The 20,856-nt window shown below is 39.0% G+C and carries 19 protein-coding genes; 8 read left to right on the top strand and 11 right to left on the bottom strand.

Going from position 1 to position 20,856, the window contains the following annotated elements; translation table 11 throughout:
- Positions 1-2: 2 nt before the first annotated feature.
- Positions 3-758 carry a geranylgeranylglyceryl/heptaprenylglyceryl phosphate synthase gene (locus tag E6H07_00390; GenBank protein ID TMI64409.1) on the bottom strand — a complete coding sequence of 252 codons (756 nt, stop codon included), beginning with the start codon at positions 756-758 and terminating at the stop codon, positions 3-5.
- Positions 759-1,360: 602 nt separating this feature from the next.
- On the opposite strand from E6H07_00390, the gene E6H07_00385 reads away from it, so the two are divergent.
- Complete coding sequence (locus tag E6H07_00385) at positions 1,361-4,759, top strand: vitamin B12-dependent ribonucleotide reductase (GenBank protein ID TMI64408.1); 3,399 nt, start codon at positions 1,361-1,363, stop codon at positions 4,757-4,759.
- A 142-nt stretch (positions 4,760-4,901) separates the two neighbouring features.
- Here the strand turns inward: E6H07_00385 and E6H07_00380 are convergent, their stop codons facing one another.
- The 3 genes from E6H07_00380 to E6H07_00370 form a co-directional block, all read right to left on the bottom strand.
- Positions 4,902-5,570 carry a DUF664 domain-containing protein gene (locus E6H07_00380; GenBank protein TMI64407.1) on the bottom strand — a complete coding sequence of 223 codons (669 nt, stop codon included), beginning with the start codon at positions 5,568-5,570 and terminating at the stop codon, positions 4,902-4,904.
- A gap of 112 nt (positions 5,571-5,682) precedes the next feature.
- Positions 5,683-6,696 (bottom strand): metal-dependent hydrolase, encoded by a 1,014-nt coding sequence (locus tag E6H07_00375; protein ID TMI64406.1) that lies wholly within the window; start codon positions 6,694-6,696, stop codon positions 5,683-5,685.
- Positions 6,697-6,757: 61 nt separating this feature from the next.
- A complete protein-coding gene (locus tag E6H07_00370; protein TMI64405.1) occupies positions 6,758-7,051 on the bottom strand; it encodes a cell division protein ZapA in 294 nt (97 codons plus the stop codon).
- Positions 7,052-7,173: 122 nt separating this feature from the next.
- On the opposite strand from E6H07_00370, the gene E6H07_00365 reads away from it, so the two are divergent.
- Positions 7,174-7,428 carry a hypothetical protein gene (locus E6H07_00365; GenBank protein ID TMI64404.1) on the top strand — a complete coding sequence of 85 codons (255 nt, stop codon included), beginning with the start codon at positions 7,174-7,176 and terminating at the stop codon, positions 7,426-7,428.
- 3 nt (positions 7,429-7,431) lie between these two features.
- Here the strand turns inward: E6H07_00365 and E6H07_00360 are convergent, their stop codons facing one another.
- From E6H07_00360 to E6H07_00350, 3 genes are all read right to left on the bottom strand, one after another.
- A complete protein-coding gene (locus E6H07_00360) occupies positions 7,432-7,719 on the bottom strand; it encodes a hypothetical protein (GenBank protein ID TMI64403.1) in 288 nt (95 codons plus the stop codon).
- A gap of 13 nt (positions 7,720-7,732) precedes the next feature.
- Complete coding sequence (locus E6H07_00355; protein TMI64402.1) at positions 7,733-10,159, bottom strand: phenylalanine--tRNA ligase subunit beta; 2,427 nt, start codon at positions 10,157-10,159, stop codon at positions 7,733-7,735.
- Between the two features lie 74 nt (positions 10,160-10,233).
- Complete coding sequence (locus tag E6H07_00350) at positions 10,234-10,743, bottom strand: hypothetical protein (protein ID TMI64401.1); 510 nt, start codon at positions 10,741-10,743, stop codon at positions 10,234-10,236.
- Positions 10,744-11,209: 466 nt separating this feature from the next.
- Between E6H07_00350 and dnaB the strand changes: the two genes are divergently transcribed.
- Together dnaB and E6H07_00340 are read left to right on the top strand one after the other, a co-directional pair.
- Entirely contained in the window at positions 11,210-12,763 is a 1,554-nt protein-coding gene (dnaB, locus tag E6H07_00345; protein ID TMI64400.1) for a replicative DNA helicase, read from the top strand.
- 65 nt (positions 12,764-12,828) lie between these two features.
- Positions 12,829-13,539 carry a 16S rRNA (uracil(1498)-N(3))-methyltransferase gene (locus tag E6H07_00340; GenBank protein TMI64399.1) on the top strand — a complete coding sequence of 237 codons (711 nt, stop codon included), beginning with the start codon at positions 12,829-12,831 and terminating at the stop codon, positions 13,537-13,539.
- Here the strand turns inward: E6H07_00340 and mqnB are convergent.
- Positions 13,536-14,183, bottom strand: a complete 648-nt coding sequence (gene mqnB / locus E6H07_00335; protein TMI64398.1) for a futalosine hydrolase — start codon at positions 14,181-14,183, stop codon at positions 13,536-13,538. The two genes, E6H07_00340 and mqnB, sit on opposite strands and share 4 nt — an antisense overlap.
- A gap of 166 nt (positions 14,184-14,349) precedes the next feature.
- Here mqnB and E6H07_00330 point away from each other — a divergent pair, with 166 nt between their 5' ends.
- The 4 genes from E6H07_00330 (at position 14,350) to fabD (ending at position 16,885) form a co-directional block, all read left to right on the top strand.
- Complete coding sequence (locus E6H07_00330) at positions 14,350-14,763, top strand: 6-carboxytetrahydropterin synthase (GenBank protein ID TMI64397.1); 414 nt, start codon at positions 14,350-14,352, stop codon at positions 14,761-14,763.
- Positions 14,764-14,854: 91 nt separating this feature from the next.
- Positions 14,855-15,268 (top strand): 6-carboxytetrahydropterin synthase, encoded by a 414-nt coding sequence (locus tag E6H07_00325; protein TMI64396.1) that lies wholly within the window; start codon positions 14,855-14,857, stop codon positions 15,266-15,268.
- 24 nt (positions 15,269-15,292) lie between these two features.
- Positions 15,293-15,889, top strand: a complete 597-nt coding sequence (gene folE, locus E6H07_00320) for a GTP cyclohydrolase I FolE (GenBank protein TMI64395.1) — start codon at positions 15,293-15,295, stop codon at positions 15,887-15,889.
- A 105-nt stretch (positions 15,890-15,994) separates the two neighbouring features.
- On the top strand, positions 15,995-16,885 hold the full coding sequence (gene fabD, locus E6H07_00315) for an ACP S-malonyltransferase (protein ID TMI64394.1): 891 nt from the start codon (positions 15,995-15,997) through the stop codon (positions 16,883-16,885).
- Here the strand turns inward: fabD and E6H07_00310 are convergent.
- The 3 genes from E6H07_00310 to E6H07_00300 are packed head-to-tail and all read right to left on the bottom strand — an operon-like array spanning position 16,878 to position 20,850.
- Positions 16,878-17,330 carry a GNAT family N-acetyltransferase gene (locus E6H07_00310; protein TMI64393.1) on the bottom strand — a complete coding sequence of 151 codons (453 nt, stop codon included), beginning with the start codon at positions 17,328-17,330 and terminating at the stop codon, positions 16,878-16,880. The two genes, fabD and E6H07_00310, sit on opposite strands and share 8 nt — an antisense overlap.
- Positions 17,331-17,374: 44 nt before the next feature.
- Entirely contained in the window at positions 17,375-19,048 is a 1,674-nt protein-coding gene (locus E6H07_00305; protein TMI64392.1) for a D-aminoacylase, read from the bottom strand.
- Between the two features lie 2 nt (positions 19,049-19,050).
- Positions 19,051-20,850 (bottom strand): serine hydrolase, encoded by a 1,800-nt coding sequence (locus E6H07_00300; GenBank protein TMI64391.1) that lies wholly within the window; start codon positions 20,848-20,850, stop codon positions 19,051-19,053.
- Between the last annotated feature and the right edge of the window lie 6 nt (positions 20,851-20,856).

Below are 20,856 nucleotides of genomic sequence, written 5' to 3'. Positions count from 1 at the left end.
GTTTATGCCTTCACAGGAACACTATGTACCGCGGCCGCCATCTCTTTGATCAGTGAAGCATTTTTTTCTATTGCGTTGCCGACAACAATTACGTCAGCGCCGGCTTTACAGTTCATGTAGGCTTTTTCAGGTTCTATAATACCACCACCAACAATCAGGGGAACAGCTATGCTTTTTGCAACGGATTCGATCATGTTTTCAGTAATTGCTCTTTTGGCGCCGCTGCCGGCATCCATATAAATTAATTTCATGCCCAGCATTTCACCAGCCATTGCTGTACACATAGCTATTTCATTTTTATCTGCCGGGATAGGCGAGGCGTTACTGATATAAGACACCGTTGTAGGGGCGCCGCCATCAATTACCATATAACCAGTGGGCATAATTTCCAGTCCGCTCATTTTTACAAATGGAGCAGAAACCACATGCTGACCTATCAGCAGTTCGGGATTACGTCCGGATATAAGTGAGAGATATAATAAGGCGTCAGCATATTTACTTACTTGCGAAGGGCTGCCAGGAAACAATATAACAGGGATATTGCAGTTCTTTTTGATATGCTGAATACAATCGTCAAGATGGTTGGAGATAACGAGACTGCCGCCTACCAGGAGATAATCAACTTTTGCCGCAATAGACAGATCCATCAATTCATCCAGCATAGGATGATTCACTTTATCAGGGTCGATCAGTACGGCGAATGATTTTTGTCCCCGCTTCTTTCGTTGTTCCAGTGATTGATAAATGCCTGTCTTCATATTGCCCGGTTGGGTATATGCAAAAATGCAAAAACTTTTCCGGTTTACCCATTTCAATTTTACGTTTATCTTGAGAGTAAATAAGCGTAACCTATAACGGGAAAGGTTTAATCTTATATAGTCTTTAACTGTGTTTACACTCATTTTCTTTTAGCCAAAAAATTATTTAGGGGATATAAAAACCAGGTTTGAATCATATCAGAAAATTCAATAATTAATATTTAAAAACAAGTATTTGGTTAAACCCTTACTTATCAAGGCTTCCGGCTGTCAAATTCTATAAAACGCCGGCCTGACAAGGCTTTTAAAGGGCACATGACCTTAAAAGCCTTACCGGAGTTATGTTTAAAAAGACGATGTTTAAGTAATAGATACGAGTACGGACAACTATGAAATTTTCCAAAATTTTTTTTCAGATATTTTCAATGAAACTGTGCAAAAGGCATGAAACTTAATACAGGCGGGCTTTTAAAAAAATTCCACATCCCTTATCCACTTTTGTGGATATTTGCAAATAGGAAATACTGATTGTAAAAAATACTTTCGTTAGAGACTTTCGCCAGAAGGTCTATCGACCAAAACCCAATAAATTCTTTTTAGTTATGGCAAGTAAAAAAGGAGCATCCGCTCAGAGCGGATTGCAGTTTCGTCGTCGCTTCACTCGTGAAGATATTAATGTATACGACCAGTTTGAATATGATTATCGTACTTCAGTTATCCGAAACCCGAGTGGTGAAGTAGTGTTTGAAATGAACAATGTGGAAGTGCCGAAACAATGGAGCCAGATTGCCACAGATATTTTAGCACAAAAATATTTTCGTAAAGCAGGTGTACCACAAACCGATGGTTCACTAGGTCGTGAGACATCTGCGAAACAAGTAGCTCATCGTCTTGCCAATTGCTGGAGAGTATGGGGCGAACGTTACGGATATTTTTCATCTGAAAAAGATGCACAGGTATTTTATGAAGAGTTAGTATACTCTATATTAGACCAGATGTGTGTACCCAATTCACCACAATGGTTTAATACCGGCTTGTATGAGAGCTATGGTATAAAAGGAAAACCACAGGGACATTATTATGTTGATCCTGTTGATGGCGAATTGAAGAAATCAACTTCAGCGTATGAACGTCCGCAACCGCATGCATGCTTTATATTAAGTGTAAGTGATGATCTCGTTAATGATGGTGGTATCATGGATCTCTGGATCCGTGAGGCACGCATCTTTAAATATGGTTCAGGTGTTGGTACTAACTTCTCTCATATCCGTGGTGAAGGCGAAAAATTAAGTGGTGGTGGCACATCATCCGGTTTAATGAGTTTCTTAAAAATTGGTGACCGTGCCGCAGGTGCTATCAAATCCGGCGGTACTACACGCCGCGCAGCTAAAATGGTTTGCTTGGATCTGGATCATCCGGAGATCATTGACTTTGTAAGCTGGAAAGTAGAAGAAGAAAAGAAAGTAGGTGCATTGATCAATGCCGGTTACAGCAACGATTATGAAGGCGAAGCATACAAAACAGTAAGTGGTCAGAATTCTAATAATTCAGTTCGTATTCCCAATTCATTTTTCGATAAACTGAATAATGATGAAGATTGGGAACTGAAAGCAAGAACTGATGGCCGTACAATGAAGAAGATCCCTGCAAGGGAACTCTGGAACCAGATAGCTTATGCTGCATGGCGTTGCGCTGATCCCGGTGCTCAATATGATACTACTATTAATGAGTGGCATACCTGCCCCGAAGGTGGACGCATCAATGCATCTAATCCTTGCAGTGAATATATGTTCCTTGATAACACTGCATGTAACCTCGCATCAGCTAACCTGATGAAATTTTATGATTCAGGGAAAAATGTGTTTGATGTAGAGGGCTATGAATACAATTGCCGTTTGTGGACAGTTGTATTGGAAGTGTCTGTGTTAATGGCGCAGTTCCCTTCAAAAGAAGTAGCCCAATTGAGTTATGAATATCGTACTCTCGGTTTGGGTTATGCAAACCTCGGTACATTATTAATGGTAAGCGGTATTCCTTATGATAGCGAAGAAGCAAGAGCAATAGCCGGAGCTATTACAGCTATTATGACGGGTGTTTCTTATAAAACATCAGCAGAGATGGCGCAGGTACTTGGCGCCTTCCCCCGATACGAAGAAAACAAAACTCATATGATGCGGGTAATGCGCAATCATCGCCTCGCTGCATATGATGCGGATGAATATGAAAACCTGAGCTTGAAACCACAGGGTCTTAAATCTCAGTATTGCCCTGACTATATGCTGAAGGCTGCATGCAAAGCATGGGATGATGCAGTAGAAATGGGAGAGAAGTATGGTTACCGCAATGCACAGGCAACGGTTATTGCACCTACAGGCACCATCGGTTTGGTAATGGATTGCGATACAACCGGTGTTGAACCTGATTTTGCATTGGTAAAATTTAAAAAACTTTCCGGTGGTGGTTATTTTAAGATCATCAACCAGTCAGTACCGACTGCATTGAGAAATTTAGGTTACAGCGAAAAAGAAACTGATACCATTATTAAATACGCAATCGGCACGGGTTCATTTGCCGGCGCACCTTTTATTAATCACCAGGTCTTGAGTGAAAAAGGATTTATTGCTGAAGAGATCAAGAAACTGGATGCTGCGGTTACTACTGCTTTTGAAATCGGTTTTGTATTTAATAAATATGCATTGGGCGAAGAATGCCTCAAGCGTCTTGGATTTACTGAAGAACAGTATAATGATTTTGAATGGAGCCTACTTGAAGCATTAGGATTTACCGAAGAGCAGATATTTGCCGCCAATGACTATGTATGTGGTACCGGTATGCTGGAAGGAGCTCCATATTTGAAAGATGAACATTTGCCCGTTTTTGACTGTGCCAATAAATGCGGAACAAGAGGTCAGCGTTATATCCACGCTAATGGCCATATACGTATGATGGGTGCCACACAACCTTTTATCAGTGGTGCTATCTCGAAAACAATTAACCTGCCTAATGAAGCTACCGTAGAAGAAATAGCAGATGCATATTACCTGAGCTGGCAGTTGGGCTTAAAAGCAAATGCATTGTATCGTGATGGTTCTAAATTGTCACAGCCATTGAGCAACAAATCTGATAAGAAGAAAAAAACAGAAACAGTTGCAGAAGTTGAAGAACAACAACCGGTAGCCATCAATCAGCAGCCAGAAAGTAATATTGTAGATCTTGGACAGCTCACTGTTGAAGAACTGCTTGATGAAGTAAACCGCCGTGTACAAAACAGCGCTGATACAAAATTGAAACGCCAACTGGCACGTATCGTTGAGCGTCGTTCACTGCCTGCAAAACGTCGTGGCTTTACACAAAAAGCAAAGATCAACGGCCAGGCTGTATTCGTAAGAACAGGAGAGTACGCAGATGGGACGCTTGGAGAAATTTTTATTGATATGGCGAAGGAAGGAGCTACTATGCGCAGCATGATGAACTGTTTTGCTATTTCAATCTCTATCGGTTTGCAATATGGTGTGCCGCTTGAAGAATTCGTTGACAAATTTGCCTTTACCAAATTCGATCCAAGCGGATTTGTTGAACATCCGAATATTAAAACCACGTCGTCTATAGTGGATTTTATTTTCCGTGTACTTGGTTATGAATATCTCGGAAGAACTGATCTGGTGCATGTGCTGGATAAACCCGAAGTGCTGAACACAGGTTCTGATGACTGGGATGAAATTCCTTCCAATCTTGAATATGTACCGGCACCTGCGCAGGAATTATCAGGAGTACGTATCATTGGTTCTGCCACGGGTGGTGTGGTACCACAAGTAGCAAAAGCGCAGCGTTCAACTGTATCTGCATCAACAAAAATGGAGAATGGATTAGATGCAATGAATGCTGCTAATAAAAATATGCAGAGTGATGCGCCGGCTTGTAATGTTTGCGGTCATATCATGATGCGTAGCGGCACTTGTTATAAATGTCTGAACTGCGGTAACCAGGGTGGTTGCAGTTAAACAATATTGGTGTTAGTAAGAAGGATGGGTGTCTGGTAAGTACTAACTATACCGGACATTGGAAAACCAAATAAAAAAGTACCCATTAGTTCTAATCCCAGCTGATCGCAGCTGGGATTTTTTTATTCGTACATTTTTTTATTTAATCATTCCCTGACTTTGCTCCCGGCAAACGGCTCTTGATCCATTTGACCTGCCCGTTATGATTGGATTCATGTTCTACTACATGAAACCATTTACAATAATTATTGGTAGGGCCCCAAGGCCATGTTGTATCTGCTTTCAGCAGCCATGCATCATCCCGTTTTTTGAATTCAGCAATTGATTTTTCTCTGCCCTCCTTTAAAATATCCAGGTAATATTCCAGCTTGTTTCCTTTTATCTTTTTTCTTCCTTCATCACCCAAACTCATTGGTGTATCCCATTGCTTTTTTATGCTTTCATCCCAGCTTCCCCATTTCATATCATCGAATGTATTGAGCTGGTAATATTTTTCAGTGGCGGCTAAATGCAATAACATAGCTCCGATCGTATTAGAGTTTTTATCAAACAAAAAATCCAGTTGCTCCATTGTCATATCTTTTACAGGGCTTAGTACAACATTTCGCATCCAGTTCATCATCGAAACCAATGTGCCTACTTGTGGCGAAAAACCTTCTTTGGGCCCGATTATATTTATTTCATCAGCCGGAAGCTTATCCATTGAAAAGCCCGTTTGAGGAAAAAGAGTAATACCTGTAAAAACTGTAGTAAGTGTTGCTGTAGTTTTTATAAAACTCCGGCGGTCGGAACCTTGTATTGATTTTGACATAAAAAAATGTTTACTGTAAGTTAGGAAAATTAGGGGAGTTGTTTCTTTATTCATACTGCGAAGGGGACAATAAGCACTTATCTGTGTCTCTAACATATAACGAAAGGATTATTTAATTTCCTTTTATTCTCTTGAACAATGCTCTTAGAGATTCCCGGTTCCAGCCTTGCAAGCGGCCACGTTGTACTACCAGTAAATTTCCACTTGGGTTATCCAAAAAATAATGAAAGGCAAACTTAGCTTTTGGGTTTTGCCAACCGGCTACCTGGCCAAAGATGAGGTCGTTAAAAATTAAAGTATCATTCCAGTACTCGATGGTGTAAAATCCTCTTGCAAACCGAAGCAGGTTCTGGGCATCCTCATTGTCAAGTACAGATTTCATTAATGAATCGTTTCGGGGAAAGTAGGTAAAATAAATTGTCGGGTTTTTGTCGAATACTGACCGATAACCAATATTATAACCGCTATCACTTTTTGCTACCACATACCAAAGCCAGTTATTAAAAGGTGTTGGTGTAGTAAAATAATCAGTATGCTGAATTTTTTGTACTGTAAACGCAGCTTGTACATCTTTATCAATTGCTATTTTATTGAAACCAGCATAACCGAGATAGAGAAGAGGCAGGGTTAAACCAATCCTCATCCAAAATGCTCGTAGTTTGCTTTTACTGTTTTTTAAAATAAATAAAGCTGCTACGGCCAGGCCGGGTGCTATTGAAAACAAAGGATCAGCTACAAAAAGGATATTGAATGAAATACGTTTATGACTAAAGGGTTCAAACCACCCGACACCATAACTGTTCATTGCATCAAGGATATCATGAATAAATACCTGTGCAGTAAAGAACAAAATGAATTTCGTAAAACGGATATTATGGGGACGGTGCCAGTGATCAGCTGCCAATGACATTGAAAGTGAAATAAATATGGCAAATAAAAATGAATGCGTAAAGCCACGATGAGCCAGTAAGTTTTCTGATGGATCAAGCCAGAAAGATGCAATAAAATCTATATCCGGAATTGATTGGGCAAGTATTCCCCATAGCAACGCTTTTTTGCCTATCTGTTTATGTAAAACAGCTTCTCCTATGCAAGCGCCGATGGCTATATGTGTAAGTGTGTCCAATAAAAATCCCTTAGTTATTTTTTATACACCTATTTAAAGTGAACAGCTTGCAAAGGAATTATTATTTCTGCGCTGCCTGTCCTTCCAGCATTTTTTCAATCAGGCTCAGTTTTGCGGATATATTATCTTCATTCAGCTCATTGGCCAGCGATGCGTTTTGCTCGGTTGCATACCATACCAGCACCATAGCGATATAATCCTGCATATCCTTACCCGCAAACATAGTTTTGAACTCGATGATCTTATCATTGACCACCTTTAATGTCCTACGGACTACTTCTTCATCCTTGGGTTGTATTTTTATCCTGTAGCTTCTATCGCCGATAATGGCGGTTATTGGAATAAGTTCTTCCATGGTTTGCATTTTTAAATTAGTTGTTCTATTTTAGTTGCCCCTCGAAAACTTTACTACCCCCATTACCGTTCCCCTGAAATTTATTGTAACAGGTTAAGCAATCAAAATTAACAGGGATATTCATGTTTGCCAAAGTTAAATCAACTGTCTTTATTGACACGTTACGTCTGCATCTATCTGCAAAAGCCGATTCTGTATTAAAAGCTGTACTTAAAGATGACAAAGGCAGTGCATGCAGTAGCATGGAAACGATAATGCCAAACGAAGATCATGAAATGGAATGGACCGGGTTAAGTACATTGCCTTACGGTGTTTACACACTTGAATTATCGGATGGTATAGAGGAAATGCAGATGCGCCTGGTAAAACGGGTATAGTGATCAACTGCTGAGCATCGCAATACAACGATCAATCTCTTTAATGTAGTGGTTCAGCCTTTTTTCAAATTCTTTTTTATCTGAATCATTCATCTCCACCGAATTCATTTTTAAAATACTGGCCTGCTGCTTCAATTCATCAATCGTTGATTTTTGAGTGGCTGCATCTTTCTTAAAGGCATTCAATTCGTTCTTTAGTTCATCATTTTCTTTTGACAAAAGCTGTTGCTGCTTCAGCAATTGCTGAACTTTATCCTGTATGCGTTTTACCTGTTTTTCTAATTCAGACATTAATACTGTGTATTTATTTTCTTATTTCAGCGTTCAATTCTTTTTCCAGCGTCGTCATGATCTTAGCCATCCAGCCGTCAATCTCTTTATCGGTCAGTGTTTTTTCCTCATCAAGGAAGGTAAAGTTAACCGCCATTGATTTTTTACCGGCTCCCAGCTTTTCACTTTCAAATATATCAAACAGCTTTACTTCACGCAGATTATTTAGTTTAATGTTTTGCACTGATTTCTCCACCTCACCATAACTTAGTTCTTTTGCAACGATCATTGCAAGGTCACGTTGTACAGCTGGGTATTTAGATAATTCTTTAATTGCATTATTTTTTTGAGAAGATAATTCCACTATATCAGCCCAGCTAAATGCTGCATAGAAAACAGGTTGTTTAATGTCGAATTTCTCAAGCATTATTTTGCTTGCTTGTCCTGCACCTGCAATAATTTTTCCAGCTGATTTAAGTACGATATGATTATCCAACTTCGGTACTGGCATTATCTCTATTGAGTCTGCATTTACACCCAGTAGTTTCAGAATTCCATTTACTACACCTTTCAGGTAATAGAAGTCAGAAACATTGGCTTTTTCTTTCCAGTTATCTTCCGTTACATTACCTGTTATCACTACACATAATTGGTCCATTTCCTGGTACTTGCCGGAGCCTGATGTTGCATATCCTTTTCCGAACTCAAATAGTTTTAATGAACTGTTGCGACGGTTTAGGTTATGAGCAACTACAGCAAGACTTGTTTCAAATAATGATTGACGTAAAATATTTAAATCAGCACTCAGGCTGTTCATCATCTTTACCATGCTTTGCTTTTCTTCATCAGAAAAATAAGCGGCATTTGTGATGGAGTTGGTCATTATTTCATAGAAACCTAAGCCAACCAGGTAGTTTGATGCTTTCTCTTTTAAAATTTCTGAAGAATAATTTTCTTCAACAGAAGGAGTAATAGTAATAGCTCCGGGTATCTCAACATTATCTAAACCATCAATTCTTAAAACTTCTTCAACGATATCTGCGGGCAAACTGATATCCGGTTTATGAAATGGAACAGCGATTATTAAATCATCAATACCTTCTCTTACAATTTCAAAACCCAATGCTGTCAGGATCTTTATAACTGAATCCGGATGATAATTTTTACCACTCAATTTTTTCAGGTAATGATATTTTATCGTTACCTGTGTTTTTTCTTTTGGCTTTGGATAAATGTCAACTATATCTGAAGAAATTTCACCGCCACAAATCTCTTTTATCAGCAAAGCTGCTCTTTTAAGCACATTCACCGTGCTTGAAATATCAGTTCCTTTTTCAAAACGGCTCGCAGCATCGGTTCTCAGCCCATGACGGAAAGATGTTTTGCGCAACGTAATGCCATTGAAAAATGCACTTTCAAGAAAAATATTTTTTGTTTGATCAGTAACACCACTGTGCAGCCCACCAAATACACCGGCAATACAAACTCCTTCTTCACCATCACAGATCATAAGATCTTCGGCACTGAGTTTCCTTTCTTTTTCATCCAGCGTTACAAACTTTGAACCTTCAGCCAGGTTTTTTACAACGATCTTTTTGCCTTTCAGCATATCTGCATCAAAAGCATGCAGCGGTTGACCCGTTTCATGCTGAATAAAATTAGTGATGTCAACAATATTGTTGATCGGCCGCTGCCCGATAGATTTTAATTTTTGTTTTAACCAAAGCGGCGATTCTTTTATGGCAACATTTGAAATACTTACACCGGAATACCGTGGACAGGCTACTGTATTTTCAACTGTAACATCAATTTTCAAATTGTTATTATCAACCTTGAAGCTATTTGCATTTGGTAATTTGGGTTTATAATTCTTTTTATCATGATGAGAAAGATAAGCACAAACATCACGGGCAACACCCCAATGGCTCATTGCATCCATGCGGTTGGGTGTTAAGCCAATTTCATACACATAATCAGAATAAGGATTAAAATATTCTACTGCTGGTACTCCAATCTTTACATCTGTCGGTAGAACTATTATACCTGCATGTGAGCTGCCAATTCCTATCTCATCTTCGGCGCAGATCATTCCATGACTTTCAACGCCACGGATCTTTGCGATCTTCATCGTCAGGGGATCACCGGTTGTTGGAAAAATAGTGGTTCCCACTTTTGCAATAATCACTTTTTGGCCGGCAGCAACATTAGGTGCGCCGCATACGATCTGCAGCGGTTCACCATTACCTGTACTTACTGTAGTTAAAGTAAGTTTATCAGCATTGGGATGTTTCTCAGTAGTTAAAACTTCACCGATCACAAGTCCTTTCAGCCCACCTTTTACTTCTTCATATTTTTCAAAACTCTCAACTTCCAAACCAACTGAAGTAAGGATACGGGATAATTTTTCAGGCTCCACCTCTGCGGGGAGATACTCACTCAGCCATTTGTACGAAATCGTCATGTGTTTACCTCGTCTTTAGATTAGCTGCGAAGATAAGAAAAGGCTAAGAGCAAACACGGACAATAGCGATGGAACTATGCGCAAAGCTCGATCTTAAACACAAGGCTGAAATAAGAATAGAAATGTCCTTTCTTATCGCCAGAATCAGCTTTCCATTCCTGGCCAAATGCAAAAGGTTGTTTTGACGGACTGGCTGCTTCACCAATTGCCACCATAGCATCATTAGTGTTCAACCGGAAGCCATAGCTCTTGCCGGATTTAAGTTCTATAGCCGGTAAATCAAAGCGGATCCATTTTGACTCGTCATTTCGCTGGATATTCACTTTTGAATTGCACAGCACATCACCCCATGTTTTTGATAAGGTGTCAAATGCGTGAAGACTTAGGGTTACTTCGCCGGGTACCTGCACTGCATCGGCAAATATTTGGATATTGTCCAGTTTACCATCGGCATTGCAATGAAAAGTCTGGCCGGCAAAATGGTCAGTCGGGTCGGACTTAAGATGCCCGATCCACAGTGTAGTGTTGTTTTTGGTTTGGGTGAGTAAGGGTCTTGTGGGGCCTGCATGTTTTGAAATTTCCATGGTTATAGGTTTTTTAAAGTGAAAAAAATACATGCGGCAGACAGTTTGGTTAAAGAACTACTTTTTATAACTCCCGAATCGGGGCTTTATTGTGTACTATTTTATGAGCAAAAAATGGCCCAATTGAAAATAAACGCATTGGTGGCAGGCCGTTGATTTTTTCGAGGTAAAATCACCTCAGTTTTAACAACCAAAGTGTACATCTTTCCCGGAAAATAACAATTGATTTTTTTAATTTACATCAATACAAAGACCCGGATAATTGTGGATAACCGGCAATTGATTTTGTAAAATTTGTGAAAAAAGAAAAATTTTTCCTGATGATTTTATCAAGCTTATATTCGCTGTCTGACTTTGAGGGAGACCATCCGAACAGAACCAAAAATTACCGATTCAAGTATGGACCTGATCACCCGATAGTCGTTGATAAACATCAATGAATAACTCTTTATCGCTATAACTGAACATGGCAGTACCGAATATCAATAAGGACAGGACACAAAGAAAAAAATCAGCAGTTGACCTGGGAACAATGGTCTATGGAAAAATTCCACCGCAAGCCAAACAATTAGAAGAAGCTGTACTTGGCGCCATCATGCTGGAGAAAGATGCATTTGATAGTGTGGCTGAAATTCTGAAGCCTGAATGTTTTTATGTAGAGGCACATCAGCGCATTTTTAAAAGCATGCAGGGTCTTGCTAATAAAAGCCAACCAATAGATATTTTAACAGTAGCAGAAGAATTAAAATTTCGTGAAGAACTGGAAATGGTTGGTGGACCTTATTATGTAACCCGGCTTACCAATATGGTGGTTTCTTCTGCCAATATTGTTGCGCATGCAAGGATCATCCTCCAAAAATTTATACAACGTGAACTCATCCGCATCAGCGGTGAAATAATTGGTGATGCTTACGAAGATTCAACAGATGTATTCGATTTATTGGATGATGCCGAAAGCAAACTGTTTGAGATAACAAATAATCACCTGCGTAAAAATTTTGATTCAATCGATTCTGTATTGGTAAAAACAATTCAGCGGATTGAAGATATGCGTCACCGTAATGAAGATATTACGGGTGTGCCGAGTGGTTACTCTAGCCTTGACAGGGTTACTTATGGATGGCAACAAACTGACTTAATTATCCTTGCCGCAAGACCTGCGGTTGGTAAAACAGCTTTTGCATTGAATCTTGCTCGCAATGCGGCCTTGAGTGTAAACAAGAAAACACCGGTTGCATTCTTTAGCTTAGAGATGAGTGCAGGCCAGCTTGTGCAACGTATCCTTTCTGCTGAAAGTGAAATATGGCTTGAGAAAATTGCCAGAGGCAAAATGGAAGAGCATGAAATGAAACAGTTGTATGCCCGCGGTATCCAGCGTTTGTCCGAAGCCCCCATTTTTATTGATGATACTCCTGCGTTGAACATTTTTGAGTTGCGTGCAAAATGCCGCCGTTTAAAAAACAAACATAATATTGGCTTGATCATTATTGACTATTTACAGTTGATGAGTGGTACTGGAGAAAACAGGAACAGTAACCGTGAACAGGAGATCAGTAATATTTCAAGAAACCTGAAAGCACTGGCAAAAGAATTGGGAGTACCCATTATTGCACTTTCACAGTTAAGCCGTGAGGTAGAAAAAAGAAAAGAAGGAAACAAGATGCCGCAACTGAGTGACCTGCGTGAATCAGGAGCCATCGAACAGGATGCGGATATGGTTATGTTCCTCTATCGTCCGGAATATTATGATATCACCACCAATGAAATGGGTGAGAATAACAGGGGTGAAACTCACGTAAGGATAGCTAAACACCGTAATGGTTCGTTAGAAACAATTAAGCTTCGTGCCTTATTGCATATTCAGAAATTCACAGAAGATGAGGGCGGCGATTTTACCGGTATGGGTTTACCTCCGGGTAACTGGACACCTGTGAAGGATGATACAGGTGGCGCCAAACTGTTTATACAAACCGGAAGCAAGATGAATGATAGAAATGAAGATGATGAGAATCCATTTTAGATAACAGGTAAAACTTAATAAATAATAGCTCCTTAATTTCGGGGAGCTTTTTTATTTTTATAAGAATGTCACTCCCTTTTTTTTATATAGAATCTTATGATGCTTCGGCAAAAACAATAATACTTGATGAGGACACTTCACGTCATGTTGTGCAGGTATTACGTATGCAGAAAGGGGAGAAGTTAAACCTTACTGATGGAAAAGGTAGTCTGCTTAATTGTGAGATCAGTGATGCTCATAAGAAACATTGTACGGTAAAAGCAGTAGCATCCAGTATCCAGCATCCAGCATCAAAGAAAATTACTGTCGCCATATCTCTTGTCAAAAACACCAGCCGCTTTGAATGGTTTTTAGAAAAAGCAACGGAGATCGGCGTAAGTGAAATCATTCCTTTGATTTGTGAAAGAACCGAGAAGCAAAAATTCAGACATGATAGGATGAAAACTATTTGTGTAAGTGCTATGCTGCAATCTCAACAAACATGGTTGCCGGTTTTGTCTGAGCCAAAACAATTTGCGGATTTATTAATGTGCGAATTTGCGGATTATAAGAAACTCATAGCTCATTGTATTGAAGGTGAGAAGCAAGCATTAAGTCATTCGCACATCCGCACATCTGCACATCAACTAATCCTCATCGGCCCTGAAGGTGATTTCACTTCGATAGAAATAAATCTTGCTCTTGAAAATAATTTTATTCCGGTTAGTTTGGGCGAAACAAGATTGAGAACAGAGACTGCAGGTATAGTGGCTGCTACATTATTGAAACTTGGTTAGCTGACTTTTTTAACAAGCTTTATTAATTCCTTATTCAGATTCTTAATCGAATCCTGCATATCCCACTTTTTTTTATTCCGTTCGCCGATATAATTTGAAATGCTTCTCAATTGAATAAATGGAATATTTTCAATCAGGCATACATAATGCAATGCTGCACCTTCCATCGATTCAGTTACAGGATTAAATGTTTTCCTGTAAAATTTTATCATTTCAGCAGATGTGCTTATCTGGTTCACTGAAATACCCTTTACTTGTTTAATGCCCGGTAAACCAAGAAATCTATTCAATGGATTGATCAGCCATCCACTTGTATAAGGATGCTGATCATGCGGAACAAGATTCAGATCAAAAAGAGTTTTTAGTTTTTTTAATTCAACTACACTTTGATCGGCAATTGTATCCTGCTTTATCATCAGCACTTCACCCAATTCGACTAACGAATCAAAGCAACCTGCCACACCGGCTTGAATTACAAGATCAGGTTTTTTAATGGTGAAATGTTTGGTCAATGAATAGGTGGTTGCTGTTAACCCAATGCCTGTGATCAATACATCAATATCAGCTTCATCCTTTCTTTTTTTAAGGTATTGCAGAAAAGGCTTGATTTCTATAGCTGTTGCAGCGACAATAAGGATATTCATACTGACAAAAATATAGTTTATTTAAAAGCCATACTACCGGGCTCATTGGCTTATATTTGAAGCCCTGTTTTTACAGGACTAAAAACAATCTTACGCATCTTTAATTAGCAGATGCATCACAAATTTCCCCCGCCCAAACTGCTGTGGGGAAATAAAAAAGTAAAGCATGGTTTACTTAACAAGAATAGAACATTTTAACGCTGCCCACAAGCTGTACAATCCCGACTGGACTAAGGAAAAAAATGATGAAGTGTTTGGCAAATGTGCCAATGAGAACTGGCATGGACACAACTTTGAACTCTTTGTAACCATCAAAGGCGAGCCAGACCCGGATACAGGGTTTATTTATGATGCTAAGAAATTGGGTGCCTTGGTAAATGAAAAAGTAGTTGATAAACTCGATCACCGCAACCTGAATGTGGATGTTGAGTTTATGCGGGGTAAAATGTGTTCCATCGAAAATCTTGTGATCGCAATCTGGAATGAACTGGAACCACATTTGCCAGCGGGTGTTCAATTGCACTGTTTAAAGTTGACAGAAACTTCCAAGATATATGTGGAATATTATGGCGGGCAGTAACAATTAAATAATATTGCTCTCAAACAATTTCATTGGTCGACTGTTTTATTATCCAACGTCCTGCAGGTAAATATTTTCGTAAATTCAAATTATGAGTAAGAAAGTAGCAGTAATACGAAAAGAGCAATTCAATGCGGCCCACCGGTTGTTTAACCCGGATTGGGATGATGCAAAGAATACAGAAGTATTTGGTAAATGTGCATTACCAAATTATCACGGCCATAACTATGATCTTGAAGTAAGGATAACAGGTAAGCCAGATAAAAAAACCGGTTATGTAATGGACCTGAAAGAACTGAGTGATCTGATCAAACAGGAAATAATTAATCGGTTTGATCATAAAAACCTGAATCTTGATACTGAAGAATTCAAAGAATTAAATCCGACTGCTGAAAATATTGCAGTAGTGATTCATGATTTGCTACGGCCGCATATCAGCAAAAAAAAGGATTTGATGATCCGTTTATATGAAACACCAAGAAACTATGTGGAATACCCGGCATAACATTTAATATTTTAAATTTCTCCAATGGCATATAAAAAGACAGAGCATTACGACGAGCATACTACTTCAAACCTGGTAAAAAATTATAAAGATATAATTGATTTGCTCGGAGAGGATTCAAACCGCGAAGGATTGTTGAAAACACCGGAACGTGTGGCAAAAGCCATGCAATACATGACACAAGGTTACCAATTAGATGCACATGCCATTCTTGACTCTGCTAAATTTCATGAACCGGTAAGTGAAATGATTGTTGTAAAAGATATTGAGATATACAGCATGTGTGAGCATCATATGTTACCCTTTATTGGTAAAGCACATGTGGCCTATATACCCAACGGATGGATAACGGGGCTGAGTAAAGTTGCAAGAGTGGTAGATGTATTTGCAAGAAGATTGCAAGTGCAGGAGAGGTTAACCGTTCAGATCCGCGATGCGATCAAAGAAACATTGAATCCTTTGGGTGTGGCTGTGGTAATAGAAGCAAAACATTTGTGTATGATGATGCGGGGTGTGCAAAAACAGAATTCGGTGACTACTACCTCAGCTTTTGACGGGGAGTTTTTGAAAAATTCTACAAGAAGTGAGTTCCTGAAACTGATAACTGCCAGTTTAGATTAATCCGATATATTTGCAGCAATGAGGTTTGATTACATTCAGTTATCAAACCTTTTTTGTCTGCTGAAATAATCTGCGGATAGGGTAGGGGTAGTAAAACTTTCTGTTATGAAACATGCTTTCGTTTTTCCGGGACAGGGGTCACAGTTTCCGGGAATGGCTAAGGAACATTTTGAAAATAGTTTTTTTGCAAAAAAATTATTTGAGCAATCAAATGAAATTCTCGGTTTCCGAATCTCCGATATCATGTTCAACGGTACAGAAGATGACCTGAGACAAACAAGAGTAACACAGCCCGCCGTTTTTCTTCATTCTATTATCGCTTATAAAAGTATAGAGAGTTTAAAACCTGATATGGTAGCAGGTCATTCACTCGGTGAGTTCTCTGCATTAGTTGCAAATGGTACCTTGAGTTTTGAAGATGCTTTGCAATTAGTATCCGTGAGAGCTACTGCGATGCAAAATGCATGTGAGATAAATCCTTCAACTATGGCCGCTGTTTTAAATCTTGCTGATGATAAAGTAGAAGCAATTTGTAAAGAAGTACAGGATGAAACAGGAGAGGTGGTTGTTCCGGCAAATTATAATTGCCCTGGCCAGTTAGTAATAAGCGGAAGTATAAAAGGAATTGATATTGCTTGTGAGAGAATGAAAGCTGCAGGAGCAAAAAGAGCTTTAGTATTACCTGTTGGCGGGGCCTTTCATTCTCCATTAATGCTACCAGCAAAAGAAGAATTGCAAGCGGCAATTGAATCAACGAAATTTCATAATCCAACCTGTGCAGTTTATCAAAATGTAGTTGCAAAAGCAGTAATGGATAAAGAAGAAATAAAACAAAACCTGATTGAACAATTGACTGGTGCTGTAAGATGGACGCAATGTGTACAATCCATGATTGCTGATGGAGCATCTAAGTTTACTGAAGCAGGTCCAGGAAAAGTATTGCAGGGGTTGGTTTTAAAGATCAATAAAACAATGGAAGTTTCTGGCGTCAGCTAACATTCATACTGCAGTTCACCCACTCTGAATCAAAATTTACATTGTACTTCTTATAGAAATTGATAGCAGGTTCATTCCATTCCAATACCTGCCATACAATTCGTTTAAATCCTTTTTCTTTTGCTTCCTCGATCAGCCGGTCGAGTAATAATTTGCCGATTCCTTTTCCTCTTGCTGATTCAGTTACTAAAATATCTTCGAGATATAGTGCCTGTCCTTTCCATGTTGAGTACCGGATATAGTACAATGCAAAACCCAGGATCAGTCCATTTTCTTCGGCAGCAAAACTCCACCACACCGGGTTTTCTCCAAAACCACTTTCAATGAAATGCTCTAATGTTACTGTTACTTCATTTGGCGCTTTTTCATAAATGGCTAGTTCTTCTACCAATTCCAATAATCGTGGACAATCTTCTTTTACAGCTCTTCGAATAGTTATGCTCATTTTATATTCTAAATTTTAATCCCGATAGCTATCGGAACAACATTTTACATTTTGAATCCAGGTCCTTTCACAAATCTTCCTGGTTTTGCGCCTGTATGCTCACCTTCTTTTAAAACCTGTACACCATTTACAAAAACATGTACCATGCCTTCAGCATATACATGTGGTTTTTCAAAGGTTGCATTGTCTTTTACTTTAGCCTGATCGAAAATAACAACGTCAGCATAGTTGCCAACTTTTAACTCGCCACGTTTTTTTATTTTTAAATTCTTTGCAGGTAAATTGGATAGTTTTCTGATAGCTTCCTGTAAACTGATCAGTTTTTCATCTCTGCAGTATTTTCCAATTACCCTTGCAAAATTTCCATAAGCTCTCGGGTGTGCATTTGATTTTATAAATACACCTTCGTTAGTATAAGAACCTTCATCGCTTCCAAAACTTACCCAGGGAATAGCTATTTGCTTTTTTACATTGTCTTCATTCATTAAAAAATAAATACATTCAACTCTTGTGCTGTCTTTAATAATTAAGTCCATTGCAGTTTCTTCCGGCGATTTCCCAAACATTTTTGCGATCTGGCCAAGTGTTTTTCCGGTATACTTTTTCAGGCTGTCCTGTTTGAAGCCAACCACTAAAATATTTTCAGGTGTGCCTACGCCATAGAAAAAGTTTTCCCATTTATCAGTTTTGATATTCATTTCCGATTTCAACTGCTTTCTTACAGCCGGATCTTGTAATCTTTCTCTCAGTTTACCAAAACCACCGTCTTGTAAAGTAGGGGGCATCGTAGCTGTAAGGCCAGTACCACCTGCAATATAAGTGTACATATCAGCAGTAACATCCTGACCTTCTCTTTGTGCCCGTTCAATTCTTTTAATTACACTGTCCATTTTGCCCCAGTTATCTTTTCCTGCTGCTTTTAAATGATAAACCTCTGCATGAATATTTGCTTCTTTTGCAATAGTGATCAGCTCTTCAATTGCTTCATGTAGTTTGTCCCCTTCGCTGCGCATATGACTGATATAAGAACCACCATATGATGATGCTACTTTACACAATTCAACCAGTTCATTTGTTTTGGCAAAAAATGCAGGCGGGTAAATGAGTGATGTGCCTACACCCATTGCGCCTTCTTCCATTGATTGCTTCACTAGCAATTTCATGCTGTCCATTTCAGCAGGAGTGGGGTCACGGTTATCTTCACCAATTACATGCATACGGACAGTAGTAGCGCCGATAAAGGATGCTACATTGCAACTCACACCTTTCTTTTCTAAAAAATCCAGGTATTCACCTAATGTATTCCATTCGATCTTGAATTTAATATCGCCCTGTGATTCCTGTTGTTGTTTTTTTAATTGTTCATTCAAAGGGCCCATGCTCCAGCCTTCACCCATTACTTCCAGCGTTACACCTTGCCGGATATCACTCTGGCTTCTTCCGTCTTCAATTAATGTTTCAGTTGCCCAGCTCAGCATATTAATAAAACCCGGGGCAACTGCATTTCCTTTTGCATCCACTTCATCTTTTCCTGAAGACTTTGACAGATCACCAATAAAAGCGATGGTATCATTCTTTATTCCAATATCGGCTTTGAAAGGTTCACCGCCATTACCATCATAGATCACTCCATTACGAATGATGGTGTCGTAATCCTTTTGTGTAGATGTACAGGAAAAAGCTATTGAGAGGATAGCAACCCAGGCTATTCTTTTCATAATTATTTCTTTTTTGCTTTAAATGTTCCGTTGGGTTGTACAAAATTCACAGCGATAATTTCTCCTTTTTCATTCTCGTCAAATTGAACACTGTAGCCTTTCAATGCTTTTAGTTCAAACTTATTTTTTCCTGAAGCCATCAATTCATATTCCGGCTGGCCTTCAATAAAAGCATATAATGTTTTTTCTCCTTTTATATAAAATTTTGCTATCACACCTGAACCAAGATCGAAATCGCCTTCATATTTTTTTAGATCTTCTTTTCTTAATTCAACCTCTGGTGGTAGTTTTTCAAAGACGATATCTTTCACAGCAGGTTCCATTTTCGTTTTCAGTGAAACGATCTCACCTTTTGCATCCATATTGAAATAAACTTTTGGTGCATCCTTAGGTTCCGTTGTTTCTTCTGTCGAACGAATTCTGAAAATATCAAAATGATAATGCTGGAGGTATGATTGTGTTCTTTTGCCTGCTTCATTATAATCAATCCATAGTGTATCACGTTCAATAAAAAGCTTTATTTTACCGTATCCTTTATTTTCATAAGTGCCTGCATAGCCGTTTATCTCATTTGATGGCTTGGTTCCCTTTTTTTGATTGAGACTGTCGGTATTTGGAGCTGCTTTAGCCAATGAATCTCCTTTCATTTTTTCGGTCAATCCTGTTTTGCCCCAGGTGCGATAAGAAAGCTTCATCATTTTATCAGCAATAAAATTTCTAATGCTGGTACTCACACTTCCCTGGTTTGAGGAAACGAATATGCCGATGCTATCACTCGGATAAAAACCGGTTGTAGTAATGAAACCATCAATACCGCCGCCATGTTCCACCCGGTAATGACCGCGATAGCTACTCATGCCCCATGCCAATCCATATCCGCTCATATGAATATCCGAATTTTCTGAACCAGGTATGCCGCCACCAGTGGCCATTTGCACCTGGATGGCCTGGTTTCGGTACGAAGAAGGAATAATTTCCTTTCCATTGTATTTACCATTATTGATCCATGTGATCAACCATGCTGCCATATCCTTTGCGCAACTGTTGATAGAACCTGCTGGCCCAATTCCATCAATATTACGGTAAGGAATTACTTTGAGTTTATTATTTTCTTCTGTGTAAGCCAAAGAACGGTCAGCAGATTTCTCCATCTCAATTACTGACAAATTTGTGTTGCTCATTCCAAGAGGCTGCAGTATTCTTTCTTTTAAATTTTCTTCCCAGCTTTTACCAGTAAGTTTTTCAATTACCATTCCTTGGGCCATGAACATAAAATTGTTGTACTGGTATTTTTCTCGTAGTTCAAAAGAAGGTTCCTGGTATTGTATTCTTTCCAGCAATTCACTTCTGCTTGCAGTAGAACCGTACCATGAGTAATCATGCCGCGGTAAGCCAGTACGATGGCTCATCATATCTCTTAGTGTAGCATGGTCATTTGTATATTCATTTTGAAATTTTAATTCGGGTAAATAATTACGAACAGGCTTATCAAGATCTACTTTTCCTTCTTTTACAAGCATCCCAAGCATGCTTGCAGTAAATGCTTTTGTACATGATCCGATTGCAAACAATGTATTTTCTGTTACAGGTAATTTCTTTTCTGCATCACGATAACCAAAACCACCGGTATAGACTACCTTATTTTTTTCAACAACGGCAATTGTAACACCGGGAGCATTCCAGTCTTTCAAGATCCGGAGGACAAATGTGTCAAGACCTTTCAGTCTCACATCGGCAGGAGGTTGGGAAATTAATGCTGTAGATATCAGCAAAAGAATAATTGCAGGGAATAACTTTTTCATAATGCA

It is taken from the genome of Bacteroidota bacterium (genome assembly GCA_005882315.1).
GTDB lineage: Bacteria > Bacteroidota > Bacteroidia > Chitinophagales > Chitinophagaceae > VBAR01.
Note: the sequence above shows the minus strand (reverse complement) of the source record. Positions and strands in the feature narration are given on the sequence as shown.